Here is an 18274-nt window from a genome sequence, read left to right on the forward strand (position 1 = left end):
CGCTCCTTTTCTTCGTCGTCTGGTCAGAGGGAGCACCCGAGTTCCTTCGAATCGAGGAAGGATGACCTCATGTACTACCTGGCATTGCTGGCGGACGAGAAGAACGCCACCGAATGGGCACCGGACAGTCCGGAGTTCGCGGTGGCCGTTGCGCGCCATCAGGCGTTCACGGAGAGAGCGGGCTCCGCGATCGTCGGAGGTGGTGCCTTGTATCCGAGTGCGGAGGCGGCGACCGTCCGGAACGAGGGCGGCCGCGCGCTGATCACGGACGGTCCGTTCGCGGAGACCGCGGAGGTGATCGGTGGCTTCTACGTCCTCGAGGGGCCGGACCTGGACGAGGTGCTGAATGTCGCGCGGCACATCCCGGAGGCGATCATCGAGTTGTGGCCGATGGTCGAGTGGATGCCCGTGACCGATCAGACAGGCTGCTGGATGGCGCTGCTTCGCGAACCGGTGGCGGCGGCGGTGCCCCCGGGCACACCTCAGTGGGACGAGGGGATGGCCGAGCACGAGGAGTTCGGTCGCCTCGCCGGGTCCGCGGTGCGAGGTGGCGGAGCGCTGTATCCGCCGGACTCCGCGACGACGATCCGCGTCCGGGACGGCGAACTTCTGCTCACCGACGGCCCCTTCGCCGAGACCGCCGAGGTCGCGAACGGTCTGTACGTGCTCGCAGCCGACGACCGGGAGAGCGCGATCGCGCTGTCGGCGAAGATCCCGGTGTCGCCGAAAGGCTGCATCGAACTCCGGCAGATCGTCGACTTCGCCGAGTAATGGACGGCGACACGCTGGGCCGCGTCTTCCGGGAGGAGTCCGGTCGGGCGCTGGCCACCGTGGCTCGGATGGTCGGCGACCTGTCCCTCGCGGAAGACGCGGTGCAGGAGGCGTTCGCCGAGGCGATCCGCACCTGGCCGGATTCGGGTGTGCCGAACAACCCGGGAGCCTGGATCACGACCGTCGCCCGCAACCGGGCACTGGACCGGTTGCGCCGGGAGTCGCTGCGCGGCGACAAGGAGCACGATGCGGCGCGGCTCGTTCCGCCTCCGGGCGAGGAAGAGGTGTCGCCGGTGCGTGACGACCAGTTGCGGCTCATGTTCACGTGCTGCCATCCCGCGCTGTCCTCGGAGTCTCAGGTGGCGTTGACGCTCCGGCTGGTGGCCGGGCTGAGGCCTGCGGAGATCGCCCGCTTGTTCCTCGCCCCGGAACCGACCGTGTCCCAACGGCTCAGCCGCGCCAAGGCCAAGATCCGGACGGCGGGGATCCCGTTCCGGGTTCCGCCCGACCATCTGCTTCCCGAGCGCACCCCGCAGGTACTTGCCTGCATCTACCTGGTGTTCACCGAGGGGTATTCGGCCACGTCCGGTGACGCCGCGATCCGGGACGAACTCTGCGACGAGGCGCTGCGGCTCGGCCGGTTGCTGTGCGAGCTGATGCCGGACGAGAGTGAGGCGTGGGCGCTGATGGCGCTCATGCTGTTCCACGACAGCAGGCGGACCCAGCGCACGAACGATGCCGGTGACCTCGTCCCGCTCGAGTGCCAGGACCGCCGGCGGTGGGACCGGGCGAAGATCGACGAGGGCGTCGCGTGCCTGCGGGCTGCCCGGCGCCGGGGAGGCGGTCCGTACAGCGCGCAGGCCGCGATTGCCGCCGCCCACGCGACGGCGCCGACCTGGGAGGCCACCGACTGGGATGCCGTCGTCGCCGGATACGAGGATCTCGCCGCGTACGGTGACTCACCCGCGGTCCGTCTCAATCATGCTGTCGCCGTGAGTTTCCGGGACGGTCCCGACGCCGGTCTCGCCGAGGTGGATGCGCTCGCCGGGGAGCCGAGGCTGGCCCGGACGCACACCCTGCACGCCACCCGCGCCGACCTGCTGCGCCGGGCAGGCAGGCCGGCGGAGGCGAGCGTGGAGTACCGCGCCGCGATCACACTGGCGGCGAACGAACCGACCCGGCGTTTCCTGACCCGACGGCTCACGGAAGTGGACGGCGGAACCGGTGCCCGTCACATCCGCCCGCGCGGCTGATGCTGGGTGATGCAGTGGATGCCGCCGCCCCGCGCGAAGATCTGCCGGGCGTCGACGGTGACGACGCGACGACCCGGGTAGACGCTCGACAGGATGTCGCGGGCGAAGGCATCGTGGGGGTCGTCGAAGCCGCACGCGATGACGCCGCCGTTGACGACGAGGTGATTGATGTAGCTGTAGTCGACCCACCCCTCCTCGTCACGCAGGACCGTCGGCGCGGGCACCTCGACGATCCGCCACGGCGCGCCGCACCGGTCACGGCTGTCGGACAGCACCTTCAGGATCTCGGCGGTCACCTCGTGGTCGGGGTGGGACGGGTCGCGCTGGCAGTGCACCAGGACCACCCCGGGTGCCGGCAGCGCCGCGACGATGTCGACGTGCCCCTTGGTGCCGAACTTCTCGGAATCCCGCGTCAATCCGCGGGGCAGCCAGACGACGTGCTCGGCGCCGATCGTGCGCGCGAGTTCCGCCTCGACGCCGGCCGCGTCCAGGCCGGGGTTGCGCAGCGGGTCGAGTTGCACGGTCTCGGTGACGAGCACGGTTCCGTGGCCGTCCACCTGAATTCCGCCGCCCTCGTTGACCATCGAGGACGGGATCGGCTGCGCACCGGACCACCGGGTGACCGCCGCGCCGATCGAGCGGTCACGGTCCCAGGTGGCCCACTCCTGCTGTCCCCAGCCGTTGAACGTCCAGTCGACGGCGCCGAGACGGTCCTCCTCGTCGAGGACGAATGTGGGACCGATGTCGCGCATCCAGGCGTCGTCGAGGGGCGCCTCGACCACGTCGATGTCCGGCGACAGGTACTGCCGGACGACGTTCCTGTCTGCCGGATCGACGACCATGGTGACCGGTTCGAATTCGGCGACCGCGTGGGCGACGGCCGCCCACGCGGTCCGTGCCTCGTGGGCGTCGTCCGCCGTCGCGGTCATCGACGCCCCCAGGGGCGGGAACGCCATCCACACCCGCTCCTGCGGTTCCGTCTCGCTGGGCATCCGCCAGGTCATGACCGGGTCTCCGCGGCGGCGACCGTCGACGGGAGACCGTAGGGGTGCTCGTGGTCGACGGCGTCCGTGAGCCGGGTGTACGTGTCCGGCCTGCGGGTGGTCAGGAACGGGAAGAGGTCGAGCCAGTCCTTGCGCTGGTCGAGGTCGAGGTCGGCCACCAGGACTGCTTCCTCGTCACGGGGAGCGGACACCAGCACCCGGCCGTACGGGTCGGAGATGAACGAGGAACCGTAGAAGTCGATGCCGCCCTCGTTGCCGCACCGGTTCGGGACCACCATGAATGTGCCACTGGTGATGCCGTTTCCGACGATCACGTGCTGCCAGATCGGCTGCGTGTCGAACGCCGGGAAGCTCGGCTCCGACCCGATCGCCGTGGGGTAGACGAGGATCTCCGCCCCGCCGAGCGAGTACATCCGGGCCACCTCGGGGAACCACTCGTCCCAGCACGTCGGCAGTCCGATTGCGGCGCCGCCCAGTTCGGCCGGCCGGTAGACGGGGTAGGCGTCGTCGGCGGGGCCGCCGCGGAAGTAGGTGTCCTCGTAGTATCCGGCGCTGATGGGGATGTGCAACTTGCGCGTCCGGGAAAGCAGGTCACCGGACGGGGACACGAGGATGGCGGTGTTGAACCCGAGACCGTCCGGGCCGTCGGCCTTCTCGTACAGCGAGGCGTGGACGCAGACCCCGTGCCGGGCCGCGGCCGCGGCCGCGAACGTGTAGGTGGGTCCGGTCGTGAGGTCTTCGGCATCGCGGCCGGGCGTCCCGGTCGCGCGGGTGTCGGCGGGGTACTTCGACAGCGTGAGTTCCGGCAGGAACACCACCGCCGCGCCGAGGGCGGCCGCCTCGCCGATCGCGTCGGTCAACCCGGAGCGCAATGCGTCCGCGTCGGCTAGCCAGCGGTGCTGCACCAACCCGACCCGCAGCGGAGCGCGGCCGGACGCCGTGGACCGTGCGGGGGAAGAGGGTGCGGGCAGAGCGGTGATCGTGCGGATGGTCATCGTTGTTCCTTCGTTCTTGTGGTGACGGGGTTGTCGGTGGTGCGGTTGGGGGGCTCGGACATCACGACGTCGATCGCGCCGAGCAGATGGGAGCGGGCGTCCTCGGTGGAGATCTCCTTGCAGAGCCACCGCCCGGACAGTCCTTCGACGAGGGCGGTCATCGTGACCGCGGTGCGCCGGGCGTCGAGCGAGGGGGAGATCTCGCCGGTGGCCTGCGCCTGTGTGATGGCGTCGGCGATCTCCGCAACCCACGCGTCGGTGGTCCGCGCGAGGGGCTCCCGCAGCGCCTCCTCGTACACGGCGGAGGCGCGCAACTCGTTCCAGGCCAGCGAGTTCTCCACGACCTCGGGACGGTCCTGGATCTCGCCGAGGAGCGAGCGGGTGAGCCGGTCGCGAGCGGAGTCCGCGGACCCCTCGCCCTCGCTGCGGTAGTCGCGGGCACGGTCGTTGATGTAGTTCAGGGCGGCCTCGAGAAGGCCGATGCGATCCTTGAAGTGGTAGTACAGCAGTCCCGGCGAGACGCCCGCGACCTCCGCGACATCGTTGACGCGCAGCCCGCGGATGCCTCGCTGGGCAATGGCCGTCGCGCTCGCCTTCAGAATCGCGTCGCGTCGCTCGCTCATCGGGGATCTCCTTCGGTTCGTGTCGCCCTAGGACGACTGCGCCTCGACCGGGGCCACATGTTCGGGCCACAGTCGCAGCGCGACGAGGTAGCCGGCCACGGCGATGACCGACGATCCGATCAGACTGACATCGACACCGTGCGCGATGTCGGCAAGCGGCCCGGAGTACAGCGACGTGTCGACCGCGAGCAGGCCGAACAGCGATCCGGCGGCCCAGGGGATGACGGCGCGCAGGTTCCAGCCGCCGGTGAACCAGTACCGCCCGCCCTTCCGGCCCAGGTTGAAGACCTGGAGATCGACGGCGTCGTACTGCCCGCGGCGCGCAGCCAGGAACCCGGCGACGTTGATCGCCACCCACGGCGCGGCGAAACCGTTGAGCACCAACGTCATCGCCGTGATCGAATCGACGGCGTCGACGACGAAGACACCGATGTAGAGCAGGGCCACCGCGAGCGCCGACGTGATCAGCGTCGTGTGGACGCGGCGCAACCGGGGGATCAGCGCCTCCAGGTCGAGTCCGCTGGCGTAGACGTTGAGGACGCCCTGGCCGAGTCCGCCCGCGAGGGCGACGAGGACGATCGGCAGCACGTACCAGCCGGGAGCCTCCGCCACCAGGTCGGCGACGTAGGAGTCGCTCAGCGTGGTGAACGTCGACGCCGTGAACGATCCGAACGCCGCGGTCAGGAACAGTCCGAAGAAGATGCCGGCCATGGTGGCCGCGACGATCGAACGGTCGCTGAACCGTTCCCGGGAGATCCGCCTGCTGTAGTCGCCGAGCGTCGGGGCGTAGGACAGCGGACCGCCGACGGCGAGGACCACGGCCAGAATCCAGGTCGGCCAGAAGCCGCCGAGCAGGTAGTCGCCGCTGCCCGCGCCGCCGTCGAAGTGGCCACCGAACGCGAAGACCCCCAGCAGGAGCAGTGCGGCGACGACGGGCAGCACGAACTTCTGGAGCGCGACCACCGTGCCGTGCCCGAACAGTGCGACGGCCACGATCTCGGCGGCGATGATGCCGTAGCCGAGGGCGAGCATGCCGTTGTCGACCGGTGTGCCGAACAGGCGGTGGGCGGCGGCGATCAGTGCGTCACCCGAGGTCCAGACCGCGATGGCCGCGTACGCGAGGGCGAAGAGGAGGGTGAGTCCCGAGCCGATCATCCGCCCGCTCACTCCGAAGTGCGCACCACTCGACACGGTGTTGTTCGTGCCGGTGCGCGGGCCCAGGAGCGACAGGGGAGCGATGAGGAGCGTTCCGAGCCCGATGCCGATCGCGCTGGCCGCCACCGCGCTGCCGAAGCTGAGCCCGAATGTGATGGGCAGCCAGCCGAACACGATCACGGAGAACGCCAGATTGCCGCCGAAGAACACCGCGAGCATGTTGAGCGGTCGCGAATCGCGTTCCGATTCGGGGATGTACTCCACGCCGATCGTTTCGACGTGGCCGAACCGGTCCTCCGGTGGGGAGGGAGCGGTGTCGTCGACGGGCGTCGTCGGGTCGAGATTCGTGGACACTGCGGACCTCACATTCGGGGCGGAGGTGACCGGTATCACGTCCTGTTGGTTACCGAACATATTCCAAACTGAAAATTCAGTCAAGGTCGGATGGTGACGTACGCCACCGCGGACTGCGCGGAGTTTGCGCTGCTCCGGCGACCGGACTAGATATATGTGTGACCGCTCGTATCATGTATTCACCAGTCATCGGAGTGTCTGTGTCTGCCACCACCATTAGCCGAACCGTGAACCGGCACCGGGTCGCCGCCGCAGGGACGGCGCTCGGCCGACGCGACATCGAGCGCGCACGGTGAGGTCGCCGATGGTCCGGTGGCAGCTGATCGGCTTCGTAGTCGTCGCCGTCGCGGGGCTCGTCTACGTGGGTGCCCACTACGTGCGCCTCGACAACCTCCTCGGCTTCGGCGAATACACCGTGAACCTCGAACTGGAGACGTCGGGCGGCATCTTCACCAACGCCGAAGTCACCTACCGCGGCGTGCCGGTCGGCCGTGTCGGGAACATGTCTCTCGCCGCGGACGGCGTCGTCGTCGAATTGAGGATCGACAAGAGCGCGCCCGGCATTCCCGCGTCCGCGAAAGCCGTTGTGGCGAACCGGTCGGCGATCGGAGAGCAATATGTCGACCTGCAGCCTCCCGCCGATCGGGGACCGTTCCTGACGGACGGATCCCGCATCGCCGCCCGGGACACGTCCACGCCGGTGCCTGTCGAGGAATTGCTCGCCAGCACGCAGGGATTGACCGAATCCGTGCCGATCGACGCGCTCCACACCGTCGTGACCGAACTCGGCGCGGCCTTCGACGGAAAGGGTGAAGACCTTCAGTCGCTGGCGGACTCGCTGTCCGGGCTGTCGGCGTCGGGCGCCGAATCACTCGACCGCACCGTGGCACTGCTGCGCGACAGCCGGACCGTGCTGGGCACGCAGTCCGAACAGTCTTCGGCGATCAAGGATTTCAGTTCCGACCTGGACTTGCTCGCGGATCGCCTGCGCAGCAGCGACCCCGACGTCCGGCAGCTGATCGACAACGGAAACCCGGCGAGCGGACAACTGGGGCAACTGGTCTCGGAGGCGGGGCCCGGAATCACGACCAACCTTGCCAACCTGTCGGATACGGCGAAGGTGATTTCCTTGCAGGCGACGGCCCTGCGCACCCTCTTCGTGTACCTGCCGGGCGTGGCGGCGGCGTCGTCGACCATCGCTCCCGACGACGGAACCGTGCACCTGGGCCTGGTGGCCGAGACGAACAACCCGCCGTCGTGCACCGTCGGGTACGAGGGCACCCAGGCGATCCTCCGGGAGATGAAGCGCCAGGATCCGAACTTCGACGACACGCAGCAGGACTTCCCGCAGAACACCGCCGCCACCTGTGCGGCCCCGCAGGGCAGTCTCACCGGCGTCCGCAGCGCGAATCGGATCGTGTTCGGCGACCCCGCCACCGTTCAGCCGTGGGACTCCACACCCAAGAAGGACCCGAACAAGCTGGACCTCAACCCGATTGCGAATCAGCTCGCCCCGCTGCTCGGAGTCACCCCCGGCTGACGCGAGCGCCGAGCCCGGATCCCGGACCCTTCCGGTGTCGAGTTGACAACTGCGCGCCGATCCTGCAATCTTCGAAACAGGTCACGAGTACCAGCGTCAAGCCCCGGCTAGCTGGTCGGCAACCCTCCACCGCGGCGGGGTGCTCCGGGTGACGACCAGGCTGAGGTTCATACCGAACCCGGCAAGCGCGGACTCCGAGAGGGCACCGACCCTGTGACGAGTCCCTGACTACGAGGGATGTCGTGATGACTGCTGTATTGACCGCTGACGTGTGTGTTGCCCCCCTGGCTCAGGTTTCGGGTTCCGACCTGCGGGTTCCGCTCGTTCAGGGCGGCGACTGCACGTATGTGAACTTCGACTACGCGGCCAGTGCGCCGGCGTTGGCACAGGTGACGGACCGTATAGGCGCACTGCTTCCGACGTACTCCAGCGTGCACCGCGGCGCCGGTTACGCCTCGCGGGTGTCGACCGAGTGCTACGAGAAGGCCCGCGACTCGGTGGCCCGGTTCGTCGGAGCGTGTGACGACCAGGTGGTGGTGTTCACCCGCAACACCACCGACTCGCTGAACCTGCTCGCCGGTTGCGTTCCCGGCAGCACCGTCGTCCTCGACATCGAACACCACGCGAACCTGCTGCCGTGGAAGGATTCTCGCGTCGTGCGGGCCGCGGACACGCTGGCCGAGACCGTCCGGCTGCTCGTCGCCGAACTGTGCTCCAAGCCCACCGCCCTGCTCGCGGTGACGGGTGCCTCCAACGTCACCGGCGAGGTGCTGCCGATCGCCGCCCTCGCCGAGGTGGCGCATCGTTGCGGCGCACGGATTCTCGTCGACGCCGCTCAGCTGGCACCGCACCGCCGCATCGACGTCGAGGAGTGGGGCGTCGACTACCTCGCCTTCTCCGGGCACAAGCTGTACGCCCCGTTCGGTGCCGGCGTGCTCGTGGGCCGCCGGGACTGGCTCGACGCCGCCGAGCCCTACCTCGCGGGCGGCGGCGCGGTCCGGAACGTGACCGTCGAATCCACTCAGTGGGCGCCTGCCCCCGCCCGGCACGAGGCGGGAACCCCCAACGTGCTCGGCGCCGCGGCCCTCGCCGCCGCGTGCGATGCGCTGTCCGAACTGGACTTCGGCACGGTGGCCGAACACGAGGCGGCGCTCACCGGCCGGCTGCTCGACGGCCTCGGCTCCGTCGACGGCCTGGAGTTCCTGCGGCTGTGGTCGGACGCCCCCGACACCGTGGGGATCGTGACGTTCACGATCGACGGTTTCGAGCCGGGGGAGATCGCCGCCTACCTGTCCGCCGAACACGGAATCGGGGTTCGCGACGGACGCTTCTGCGCACACCCGCTGCTCGGCCGCCTCGGCAGGCCCGACGGCGCCGTGCGGGTCAGCCTGGGTCTCGGAAGCTGCTCGGAGGACGTGGATCGGCTGGTCGACGCCGTGCGCACCCTGGTGGCGGGACGCCGGAACTGGTCCTACGCCAAGGAGAGCGGCCAGTGGAATCCGGTGCCCGAGACCCGCTTTTCGCGAGAGGCGCTAGTATGACGGCATGGCATCGCAGGCTGGGAGCACAATGATTGCTCACTGGTGCCGTCGGCATGTCGATCTGTGCCGAACCGCCTCGGGTATGTGTTCGAGCTGACCGGTCTTCCCGCTCCGTTTCACTCACACGCACACGTCATTCCCGAGGAACCCCTATGTCTCGAGACAATGCCTTCGTTTCCCGTCCCCTTCGCGTCGCCGTCGAGCTGACCGGATCAGGACACCACCCGGCCGCCGAGGGCGCCGCAGGCACGCGGCCGATCAACGGCGCCGACTACTGGGTGGACCTGACCGCCGACTCGACGGATCAGCTCGATCTCACGTCGTTCCCGCCGAACGTCGTCCGGATCCGGGCCGCCGACCTGCGTGAGGCGCAGCAGGAGCGCGCGCGAATCCGTGCCGAGATCGTCGCCGACGGTCGCGACCCCGACAGCGTCACCGTCCTGGTGGACCTCGAGGTGCTCATCGCCGGAGAAGCCCGAGCCGCGCGCAAGGAGCTGGCCCTCCTCGACAGTGCACTGGACACACCGCGCGCACCGGTGTCGTTGCAGTACATCGGAACTCCGGCCGGCCTCGCCGGGCTCATCGCCGACATCCAGGCGGCCGGCGTCGCCGACGGCGTCACCCTGCTCCCGCTGTCGCTGCCCAGGGTGCTCGAGCAGCTCGTCGACGGCACCCTCCCGTGGCTGGAGGAGCGGGGTCTCGTCACGTCCGCGGAAGCCGTGGACGAGGCGCTGCGACGCTTCGACGTCCCCCGCGTCGAACGGGTGCTGGCGTCCTGACCAGGTCAGTTGCCGTTGTTCGCTGAACCCAGCGGAGTGGGCCGGTAGTACCGGCCCTCGTGGTACAGCAGCGGAGCCGACGCGGAATCGTCGTCGGCCTCGGCGTGGACGCGGGTGACGAGGCCGATGACGAGCGTGTGGTCGCCGACCGGGATCAACTGGTCCACGACGACCCGCATCCAGCTGGGCGTTCCGTGGAGCACCGGTTCGCCGGTGTCGAGCCGCGCCCACAGAGACTCGTCGGAGAACCGCTGGTCCGCGCTCCGTGAGAACCGCTGAGCCAGGTGCTGCTGGTGCTCGCCGAGCAGGTGGATCACCAGCGAGCCCGCCGAGTGGAGCGCGTCGATGCTCGACGACGTGTTCGCGATGTTGAACGACACCAGCGGCGGAGCCAGCGAGACGGACGAAAACGAGGATGCGGTGAAGCCGACCGGGCCCGAACCCGAGTCGAGGGTCACGATGGTGACGCCCGCCGGGTGACGACGCAGGGCCGCGCGGTAATCCTCGGCACAGATTCCGGGGGCGAGTTCGGGGTCACGGGGGAGGTCCGAACCATCGACGGTATCGGCGTTCTCGGCTCTGTCGGACAAATCATTCTCCGGGTCGGCCCGTGTGGGCACTGTGTCGTTCTCGCGCGGTCGTTCTCGCGCGCGTCATTCTCGTTCACGAGATCTGACGTCAACTATAGGGGGCGGGAACCGCCCGGGACTCAGTCGACGTCGATCGCCAGGCCCGCGGTGATCCGGACCAACTCCGAGAACGACGTGCGGAAGACGGTGTCCGGGTGACCGGCGGCCGCCCACAGTTCCGCGTACTCCGACAGGGCGTTGTCGACGTAGGTCGGAAGGTTCGTGGGATGGCCGAGCGGGGCGATGCCGCCGATCGGCTGCCCCGTCGCGATCCGCACCATGTCGAGGGGCGCCCGGGTCAGATTTCCCTGCAGTCGTTTGCCCGTGTTCGCCAGATCCACCTCGTGCGCGCCCGACACGAGGAGGAGGATCGGGTCGTCGTCGAGGAGGAACACCAGCGACTTGGTGATGGCGCCGACATCGACCCCCAGCGACTCGGCCGCCTCGGCCGCCGAGTGGGTGGAGTCGGGCTGGGTCACGATCACCCCATGGTGCCCTCGCGCGATCAGAGTCTCGGCGACATGCGCGGCGTGGGGGTGCAGGGGCGTCGGCATGAACCAAGAGTAGGTCCATTCCCCTGGAACGACATCAAGATGCGTCTTCCGACACGACATCGGAACGGGGCGTAGTCGATTCCAGCTTCCGGAGGCGCCGGACGGTGAACCCGAACAGCAGTCCCAGCCCGACCGCGGAGTAGAGCGCGAGGGCGAGTGCGGGCTGTCCCAGCCCCACGTCGTCGAAGTACACGATGCTGCGGATTCCCTCGGTTCCCGCGCCGGGGGTGATCCACCGTCCGATGGCCGCGTAGAACGTGGGGATGACGTTCGAACCGAACGCCCCGCCGGCGCTGGGATTGCCCAGGATGACGAAGACGGCGATCGCGAGCGGCACCGCGAGGATGCCGACCGAGGCGCGCAGGCCGAGTGTGAACACGGCCGTGCCGAAGACGACCCCGGTCCCGAGCAGCCACAGCGGGAACCAGTGGCCCGCGAACGTCCCGAGCACGTGCGTCGTGATCAGGGCGCCGAGAGCGCCGGACAGCAGCGCGTAGCCGAACAGGACGGCCGTGTGCGCGGACGCCTGGCGCAGAGTTCGCGGGGCGCCGATGAACAGGCCGATCGCCGCGGCGAGCAGGTAGCCGCCGACCACCCACCCGACCGCCAGATAGAAGCCGGACAGGCCGCGGTTGTCGTGCGCGCCGACGGGGATCTCGTCGCGAACCGTGAACTGGCGACCCTGACTGTCCTCCACCCGGGCGAAGACCGATTCGAGTGCGCTGGAGATGGAACTGCCGCCCGCGCTGGCCGTGATCAGGGTGTCGGGGCCGGCGGGATTCACGACGAACGCGCCCTGGATCTCGCGGTCGTGGAGGAGGCGGCGGGCTTCCGCGGTGTCCGCGACGACCCGTGCGCGGAGCGGCTTGCCGTCGATCGCGTCGAGTCGGTCGGCGACCTGCTGGTCCGTCCCGGCGGGCAGTCCCGCCGCGGCAACGACACCGATCTGGATGTCGCGGGGCGTGGGCTGATGGAACGCGGCCACGTAACTGAGGATGAAGCCGAGTTGGAGGAGGAGAACACCGAAGACCAGCGCGGCCATCACCGTGGGCGCGCCGTGCTTCGACACCGGGCTGTCGTGGTGCACGGGAGCCGGGGTGGCGCGTTCGCTGTCGGTGATGGTCATCGGGCGTCCTCGATCCTTGTCGATACCGTAGGTATTGAATACCCTAGGTATCGTGACTGAAGAACGTCAACCGGACAGTCGTCACACCGAATGGACGCCGACGACGCGTCCCGGTCGCGACGTCGTGCGTCAGCGCCTCCTCGACGCGGCGGCGGAGGAATTCGCGGAACGCGGCTTCAGTGCGGCCCGGCTCGCCGAGGTCGCGCGCCGGGCCGGGTTCACAAAGGGCGCGGTCTACTCGAACTTCGAGTCGAAACAGGACCTGTTCGCGGAACTTTTCGCGGCGCGCTCACTCGAACTCGCGGGGCGGGTGCTCGCCGAGATCGCGGGCATGAACCCCACGGACGCCGCGGGGAAGGGTGGCGAGGCCGTCGCGTCGTGGATGGTGCGCGAGCCGGGCTGGTCGCTGCTGGTCCTCGAATTCGGTGTGCTCGCCGCCCGCGACCCGCAGATCGCGCAGGCCTACCTGCGGGAACGGCGGCAACTGCGGGGGCGGCTCGTCGAATTGATCGGCGAGCGCGCGCGGGAGTGGGGAGTCGACGACACGTTCGACGTCCGCACCACGGCCATCTCACTCATGGCCCTCATCTCCGGCCTCGTGCTCGAACACTCCGTCGATCCGGAGGAAGTGGACCAGCAGACGATGGGCGCCGCGGTCACTGCGTTGTTCGCAGGTGCCGTCGCCCGGGCCGGGCTCGTCTGAACGGTCCGGGCCGGGCTGGTGTAACCGCCCGGGCCGGGCTCGTCTGAACAGTCTGGGCTGGTCTGATGTCAGGCTGTCTGCGCGACGACCCCGTCGAGGAAGCCGTCGACGTGCGCCCACGTGGAGTTCTTGGCCTTCGGGCCCGCGACGAGTCCCAGGTGGCTGCCCGGCGCGGACTCGAACCGCACCGACGGTGAACCGGTGAGCACGTCCGTCGCCGCCCGGACCGACGGGATCGGGGCGATGACGTCCTCGGTGCCGCCGATCGCGAGGACCGGCACCGTCAGATCGGCGAGCGTGATCGCGCCGTTCCGGGTCTCGAAGCTCCCCTCGGCGAGCGCGTTCCCGAGGATCAGTTGAGTGCAGACCTGGCGGAAGAAGCGTGCGGGGTACCCGGGCATGTCGGCCATGAACCGGTCGATGGACTCCATGCGGGCCAGGGTCTCGGTGTCGTGCAGGTTCCGCGCGATGAACCACGGCTTGGTGAGTTCGCGCTGGAGTGCGGTGAAGCGGTAGCTGGCCTGGACCAGTGGCGCGGGCAGTCCGCCCATCGCTCCCGTGGCGGTGGTGAGGGGACGGTCGCCGGTGAACCGGCCGACCGCCCGCAACGGCGCGATCATGGTCACCGACTCGTAGTCGATCGGCGTGCCGATCGCCGTCACCGAACCGATCGGCAGATCGCCGCGGCCGGCGGCCGTGAGCAGCGACATCGTGCCTCCGAGGCTCCAGCCGATCAGGTCGACGGGTGCGCCGCCGTGGAGCGTGGACACGCGGTCGACGGCGGCGGGGATGTAGTTGTCCACCCAGTCCTCGAACCCTAGGCCGCGGTCGGCGTAGCCCATCGTTCCGTAGTCGACGAGATACGTGGCCTTGCCCGACCCGACCAGGTGCGCGGCCAGGCTCTGGCCCGGCCGGAGGTCGAAGCAGTGCGCGGGCGCGGCGAGCGGCGGCACGAGGAGAATGGGCCGGTCGTCGTCGGTGTCGGAACCGTCGAACCGGTACAGGTCCTGATGGGGTGCCTCGTGGATGCGGGTCGACGGGGTGCGCTGGACCGGCGCGATGCCGCCGCCGAAGGACAGTCGCCAGGCGTTGCGGGTCAGCGTGTTCAGCGTCGGGTTCCAGGCGATGTCGAGCACGGATTTCCTCTCGTGGCGGCGCAGAGCCTTCAGGTATCTGTGACGTCAACATACAGGTAATCCTGCGGTGGTCCGTCAGCGGGAGGCGAGCAGAACCCGCAGCACCGTCGCCGGTCGGAGCAGCGTCCCCGGACGATCGAGGAGATGCGTCACCCGGAGGAACGCGGACCCCACGGCCGGGTCGACGGACGCGGCCCGGTCGAGTCGGGACGCATAGGCATTGGCGAACCGCACCCGCGCCGACCGTCGTCCCGGCACGGCCGGGATCCGGAGGTCGTTGTCGACGGTGAGATTCCACGCGGCATCGATGCACCGGTGCGCCCCGCGCAGGAACCGGCGAGCGAGATGCGTCCGACCCGACCGCAGGCAGTCCCGCAGGATCTGCGCCTCCACCGCGGCGACGCTCATCCCCTGGCCGTAGATGGGATTGAACGAGCAGATGGCGTCCGCGAACGGCAGATAGTTCGGCGGAAGATCGTCCGCGGAATAGTGCCGCCGGACGGTCGTCGGGATCCGGTAGCGCACGCCGTCGTCCACCGGTTCGGCCGTGCGCAGTGCGTCGTACATGTCCGGAGCCGGGAACGACTTCACGAAGTCGAGGAACCCGCCCGGATCCAGCGGCGGCACGTCGTCGCCGTACCCGGCGAGCGTGACGATCCACGTGCCGTTCTCCTGCACGCCCATGAATCCACTGCGCGGACTCGACGGTCCCGGCGCCATCCCGATGCCGGAATCGCCGTCCAGGTGCGGCGGGTCGAGTCGGAAGTGCCTCGTCGCGTAACTGACGTCGACGGCCACCTGCGACTCGGACGGCGGCGAAAACCCCAGCGCGCCGAGCCGGGCGACGCTCTGCGAACTGCGGCCCGACGAATCCACGACGAGATCGGCCCCGACGACCTCCGGCGGAACGCCGCCCCGGTGCTGCACGGTCACGCCGGTCACCCTCCCGCCGTCGAGGGTGAGACCCGTGACGTCGGAACGGTCCAGAATCCGCACGTTCGGCAAGGCCCGGACCCGTCGCCGCACCTGCCACTCGACGAGCGGCCTGCTGGCGAGAATGCCGGGAACCCCACTGGTCGCGCGGGCCATCCGGTGCCCGTCGACGATCCACCGAATGTCGCCGAGCGCGTCGCCAGCGGTGGCGCCGAGGGCGAGGAGTTCGGGCACGAGACCCGGCAGGAGGTCCTCCATCGCGGCCTGCCCACCGGCGAGGAGGGCGTGCACGTGCCGGGCCTGCGGCACGCACCGGCGCGCCGTGGCCGCGTCGGGCAGAACGTCGCGGTCGAGGACGAGGACGTTCCGGAACGCGCCGCCGAGCGCCGCCGCGGCCAGCAGGCCACCCATTCCGGCGCCGACGACCACGGCGTCGCCACCCGGGGGCGTCCGATGCGTCATCGCGGCTGTCCGTTCGCAGGACGGTGCAGAGACCTCCAGGGTATTTCTCCTGACACCGGCGAGTGGAGGTTACTCTCGAGTAATGACCGAACAGAAGACCTGGAATGCGTTCACCGTCGAGCGCAAGGATCACGTCGCGCAGGTGACGCTCACCGGACCCGGCAAGGGCAACGCGATGGGGCCGGATTTCTGGAGCGAGCTCCCCGAGATCTTCGGTGAACTCGACTCCGATCCCGACGTGCGGGCCGTGGTGATCGCCGGCTCGGGCAAGAATTTCTCCTTCGGTCTCGACCTGCCCGCCATGAGCGGCAGCTTCGGCTCCGTTCTCGCCGACAAGGCGCAGGCAGGCCCGCGCACCGCGTTCCACGACATGATCAAGCGGATGCAGTCCGGCATCAACGCGGTCGCCGACTGCCGCAAGCCCGTGGTCGCGGCCATTCAGGGCTGGTGCATCGGCGGCGGCGTCGACCTGATCTCCGCCTGCGACATCCGCTACGCCGCCGCCGACGCGAAGTTCAGCATCCGCGAGGTCAAGGTCGCGATCGTCGCCGACATGGGCAGCTTCGCCCGGCTGCCCGCCATCATCGGCGACGGACACCTGCGGGAACTCGCTCTCACCGGCAAGGACATCGACGCGGACCGCGCGCAGAAGATCGGTCTCGTCAACGACGTGTGTGCGGACACCGACGCCGTCCTCGCGGCCGCGCACGCCACCGCAGCCGAGATCGCGGCGAACCCGCCGCTCGTCGTGCACGGCATCAAGGACGTCCTCGACCACTCCCGGGCGGCCGCCGTCGACGACAGCCTGCGCTACGTCGCCGCGTGGAACGCCGCATTCCTGCCGTCTCAGGACCTGACCGAGGCGATCACCGCCGTCTTCGAGAAACGCGCCCCCGAGTTCACGGGCGAGTAATCCGGCGGCGGCAGAGCTTATCCGCAGGTAAAGCCCAGTCCAACAGTTGCCCGAATCCTCGCTGCGCTCGCATACTTGCCGACTACAAGTAAACGACAGCGCAGCGAGGAAACAGTGTCGAATTCGGTCGAAACGCCGGTGGCCTACACCCACCGGCAGATCCTGGCTGTACTCAGCGGGTTGATGCTCGGCATGTTCCTCGCCGCGCTCGATCAGACGATCGTGGCGACGGCGATCCGCACCATCGCCGACGACCTCGACGGCTACTCGCTGCAGGCCTGGGCCACCACCGCCTACCTCGTCACCGCGACCCTCGCGACGCCGCTCTACGGCAAGCTGTCCGACATCTATGGCCGCAAGCCGTTCTTCATGTTCGCCATCACGGTGTTCGTGATCGGCTCGGTCCTGTGTACGTTCTCGACGTCGATGTACATGCTCGCGGCCTTCCGTGCGGTGCAGGGACTCGGCGCCGGCGGCCTGTTCTCGTTGGCGCTCACCATCATCGGCGACATCGTCTCCCCGCGTGAGCGCGCCAAGTACCAGGGCTACTTCCTGGCGGTGTTCGGCACGTCCAGCGTGCTCGGGCCGGTGCTCGGCGGACTGTTCGCCGGGCAGGACGTGATCCTCGGAATCGACGGCTGGCGTTGGGTTTTCCTGGTCAACGTGCCGGTGGGGCTGGTCGCGCTCACCGTCGTCTCCCGGGTGCTGCAGCTTCCGCGGCGACCGGGCGGAAGCAGGCGGATCGACTGGTGGGGCGCGATCGCCCTCGCCGTGGGTGTCGTGCCGTTGCTCATCGTCGCCGAACAGGGGCACACCTGGGGATGGGGCAACTCGAAGTCGTTGGCGTGCTATGTGATCGGCGTCGTCGGCGTGCTCGCGTTCGTGCTGGTGGAACTGGCGATGAAGGACGACGCGCTCATCCCGATGCGCTTCTTCCGCAACAGCACGTTCGCGCTCGGCGTCGTCATCAGCCTCGTCGTGGGAGCCGTGATGTTCGGCGGCATCACCCTCCTGCCCCAGTACCTGCAGGTGGTGAAGGGCTCGAGCCCCACCCTCGCCGGGTTCCAGATCCTGCCGATGGTCCTCGGCCTCATGGCCGGGTCGGTGGTCAGCGGCCAGATGATCTCGCGGACCGGGCGGTACCGGTACTTCCCGATCCTGGGGACCGCCCTGATCGCGGTCGCCGCGTTCCTGCTGCACACGCTCGCAGCCGACACTCCGATGCCCGTCGTGATGGCGTTCATGCTGATCCTGGGACTCGGTCTCGGAAACCTGATGCAGCCGCTCACCCTCGCCATTCAGAACGCCCTGCCCCCGCAGGACATGGGGGTGTCGACCGGAGCGGCCACCTTCTTCCGGCAGATCGGCGGCACCGCAGGCGTCGCGATCTTCCTGTCGATCCTGTTCTCCCGCCTCACCCCGGCCATCGGCGAGCGCGTGACGGCCGCCGCAGGCACCTCCGACTTCCGGCGGGCAGTGGTGGCCGCCGCGCAGAGCAACGACCCCGCCGAGGCCGCCATGGGTCAGGGAATGCTCAGCCCCGACCACGCAGGCGTCAGCGGTGTCCTCACGGACAGTTCGGTGATCGGAAGACTCGACGACGTGCTCGCCCTGCCGTTCCGGGAAGGATTCGCCGACGCCATCGGATCCGTCTTCCTCAGCGTCTCGATACTCGCCGTCGTCGCCTTCGTCCTCACCGTGCTGTGGAAGGAAGTGCCCCTGCGCAGCGAGTCCGGACTACAGGCCGCGGCCCGCGGCGACGCGGGGGAGTGAGACGACGGCGGCGCCCACCCCGAGCAGGGG

General features: G+C 69.2%; 18 protein-coding genes and 1 riboswitch. Of the genes, 9 read left to right on the forward strand and 9 right to left on the reverse strand.

Annotated elements, in window-relative coordinates; all coding sequences use genetic code 11:
- The first annotated feature begins 69 nt into the window (after positions 1–69).
- The gene (locus tag ACFTZB_RS18305; RefSeq protein ID WP_378433375.1) at positions 70–771 is read left to right on the forward strand and encodes a YciI family protein; all 702 of its coding nucleotides are present in this window, start codon (positions 70–72) and stop codon (positions 769–771) included.
- The gene (locus ACFTZB_RS18310) at positions 771–2024 is read left to right on the forward strand and encodes an RNA polymerase sigma factor (RefSeq protein WP_378433376.1); all 1254 of its coding nucleotides are present in this window, start codon (positions 771–773) and stop codon (positions 2022–2024) included. Before ACFTZB_RS18305 ends, ACFTZB_RS18310 begins: the two co-directional genes overlap by 1 nt.
- On the opposite strand, the gene ACFTZB_RS18315 is transcribed toward ACFTZB_RS18310, so the two are convergent.
- From ACFTZB_RS18315 to ACFTZB_RS18330, 4 genes are read right to left on the reverse strand one after another with little or no spacing between them, the layout of a single operon-like run.
- Positions 2003–3028, reverse strand: coding sequence for an agmatine/peptidylarginine deiminase (locus ACFTZB_RS18315; protein ID WP_378433377.1), 1026 nt, complete (start codon positions 3026–3028; stop codon positions 2003–2005). The genes ACFTZB_RS18310 and ACFTZB_RS18315 overlap by 22 nt on opposite strands.
- On the reverse strand, positions 3025–4023 hold the full coding sequence (locus tag ACFTZB_RS18320) for a nitrilase-related carbon-nitrogen hydrolase (protein WP_378433378.1): 999 nt from the start codon (positions 4021–4023) through the stop codon (positions 3025–3027). Before ACFTZB_RS18320 ends, ACFTZB_RS18315 begins: the two co-directional genes overlap by 4 nt.
- Complete coding sequence (locus ACFTZB_RS18325) at positions 4020–4646, reverse strand: TetR/AcrR family transcriptional regulator (RefSeq protein WP_378433379.1); 627 nt, start codon at positions 4644–4646, stop codon at positions 4020–4022. Before ACFTZB_RS18325 ends, ACFTZB_RS18320 begins: the two co-directional genes overlap by 4 nt.
- Before the next feature lie 27 nt (positions 4647–4673).
- Positions 4674–6155: a purine-cytosine permease family protein gene (locus ACFTZB_RS18330; RefSeq protein ID WP_378433380.1), complete on the reverse strand. Its 1482-nt coding sequence runs from the start codon at positions 6153–6155 to the stop codon at positions 4674–4676.
- A 292-nt stretch (positions 6156–6447) separates the two neighbouring features.
- On the opposite strand from ACFTZB_RS18330, the gene ACFTZB_RS18335 reads away from it, so the two are divergent.
- From ACFTZB_RS18335 to ACFTZB_RS18350, 4 genes are all read left to right on the forward strand, one after another.
- Positions 6448–7695: an MlaD family protein gene (locus tag ACFTZB_RS18335; RefSeq protein WP_378433381.1), complete on the forward strand. Its 1248-nt coding sequence runs from the start codon at positions 6448–6450 to the stop codon at positions 7693–7695.
- 79 nt (positions 7696–7774) lie between these two features.
- Positions 7775–7889, forward strand: a riboswitch (SAM riboswitch).
- Positions 7890–7940: 51 nt separating this feature from the next.
- The gene (locus tag ACFTZB_RS18340) at positions 7941–9236 is read left to right on the forward strand and encodes an aminotransferase class V-fold PLP-dependent enzyme (protein ID WP_378433382.1); all 1296 of its coding nucleotides are present in this window, start codon (positions 7941–7943) and stop codon (positions 9234–9236) included.
- 28 nt (positions 9237–9264) lie between these two features.
- Positions 9265–9333, forward strand: coding sequence for a putative leader peptide (locus ACFTZB_RS18345; protein WP_369325290.1), 69 nt, complete (start codon positions 9265–9267; stop codon positions 9331–9333).
- Between the two features lie 55 nt (positions 9334–9388).
- Positions 9389–10015: a hypothetical protein gene (locus ACFTZB_RS18350; RefSeq protein WP_378433383.1), complete on the forward strand. Its 627-nt coding sequence runs from the start codon at positions 9389–9391 to the stop codon at positions 10013–10015.
- A gap of 5 nt (positions 10016–10020) precedes the next feature.
- On the opposite strand, the gene dszD is transcribed toward ACFTZB_RS18350, so the two are convergent.
- From dszD to ACFTZB_RS18365, 3 genes are all read right to left on the reverse strand, one after another.
- Positions 10021–10605, reverse strand: coding sequence for an NADH:FMN oxidoreductase DszD (gene dszD, locus ACFTZB_RS18355; RefSeq protein ID WP_072947395.1), 585 nt, complete (start codon positions 10603–10605; stop codon positions 10021–10023).
- Between the two features lie 119 nt (positions 10606–10724).
- Positions 10725–11198: a YbaK/EbsC family protein gene (locus tag ACFTZB_RS18360; protein WP_378433384.1), complete on the reverse strand. Its 474-nt coding sequence runs from the start codon at positions 11196–11198 to the stop codon at positions 10725–10727.
- 34 nt (positions 11199–11232) lie between these two features.
- Positions 11233–12324 carry a hypothetical protein gene (locus ACFTZB_RS18365; protein WP_378433385.1) on the reverse strand — a complete coding sequence of 364 codons (1092 nt, stop codon included), beginning with the start codon at positions 12322–12324 and terminating at the stop codon, positions 11233–11235.
- A 124-nt stretch (positions 12325–12448) separates the two neighbouring features.
- Between ACFTZB_RS18365 and ACFTZB_RS18370 the strand changes: the two genes are divergently transcribed.
- Positions 12449–13027: a TetR/AcrR family transcriptional regulator gene (locus tag ACFTZB_RS18370; protein WP_378433394.1), complete on the forward strand. Its 579-nt coding sequence runs from the start codon at positions 12449–12451 to the stop codon at positions 13025–13027.
- 68 nt (positions 13028–13095) lie between these two features.
- Here the strand turns inward: ACFTZB_RS18370 and ACFTZB_RS18375 are convergent, their stop codons facing one another.
- Both ACFTZB_RS18375 and ACFTZB_RS18380 read right to left on the reverse strand, forming a co-directional pair.
- On the reverse strand, positions 13096–14163 hold the full coding sequence (locus tag ACFTZB_RS18375) for an alpha/beta fold hydrolase (RefSeq protein ID WP_378433386.1): 1068 nt from the start codon (positions 14161–14163) through the stop codon (positions 13096–13098).
- A 75-nt stretch (positions 14164–14238) separates the two neighbouring features.
- Positions 14239–15558 carry a monooxygenase gene (locus tag ACFTZB_RS18380; protein WP_378433387.1) on the reverse strand — a complete coding sequence of 440 codons (1320 nt, stop codon included), beginning with the start codon at positions 15556–15558 and terminating at the stop codon, positions 14239–14241.
- Between the two features lie 82 nt (positions 15559–15640).
- Here ACFTZB_RS18380 and ACFTZB_RS18385 point away from each other — a divergent pair, with 82 nt between their 5' ends.
- Both ACFTZB_RS18385 and ACFTZB_RS18390 read left to right on the forward strand, forming a co-directional pair.
- The gene (locus ACFTZB_RS18385) at positions 15641–16471 is read left to right on the forward strand and encodes a crotonase/enoyl-CoA hydratase family protein (RefSeq protein ID WP_378433388.1); all 831 of its coding nucleotides are present in this window, start codon (positions 15641–15643) and stop codon (positions 16469–16471) included.
- 75 nt (positions 16472–16546) lie between these two features.
- Positions 16547–18244, forward strand: a complete 1698-nt coding sequence (locus ACFTZB_RS18390) for an MDR family MFS transporter (protein ID WP_378433389.1) — start codon at positions 16547–16549, stop codon at positions 18242–18244.
- The last annotated feature ends 30 nt before the right edge of the window (positions 18245–18274 follow it).

This window comes from Rhodococcus sp. NPDC057014 (genome assembly GCF_042673295.1).
Lineage (GTDB): Bacteria > Actinomycetota > Actinomycetes > Mycobacteriales > Mycobacteriaceae > Rhodococcus_F.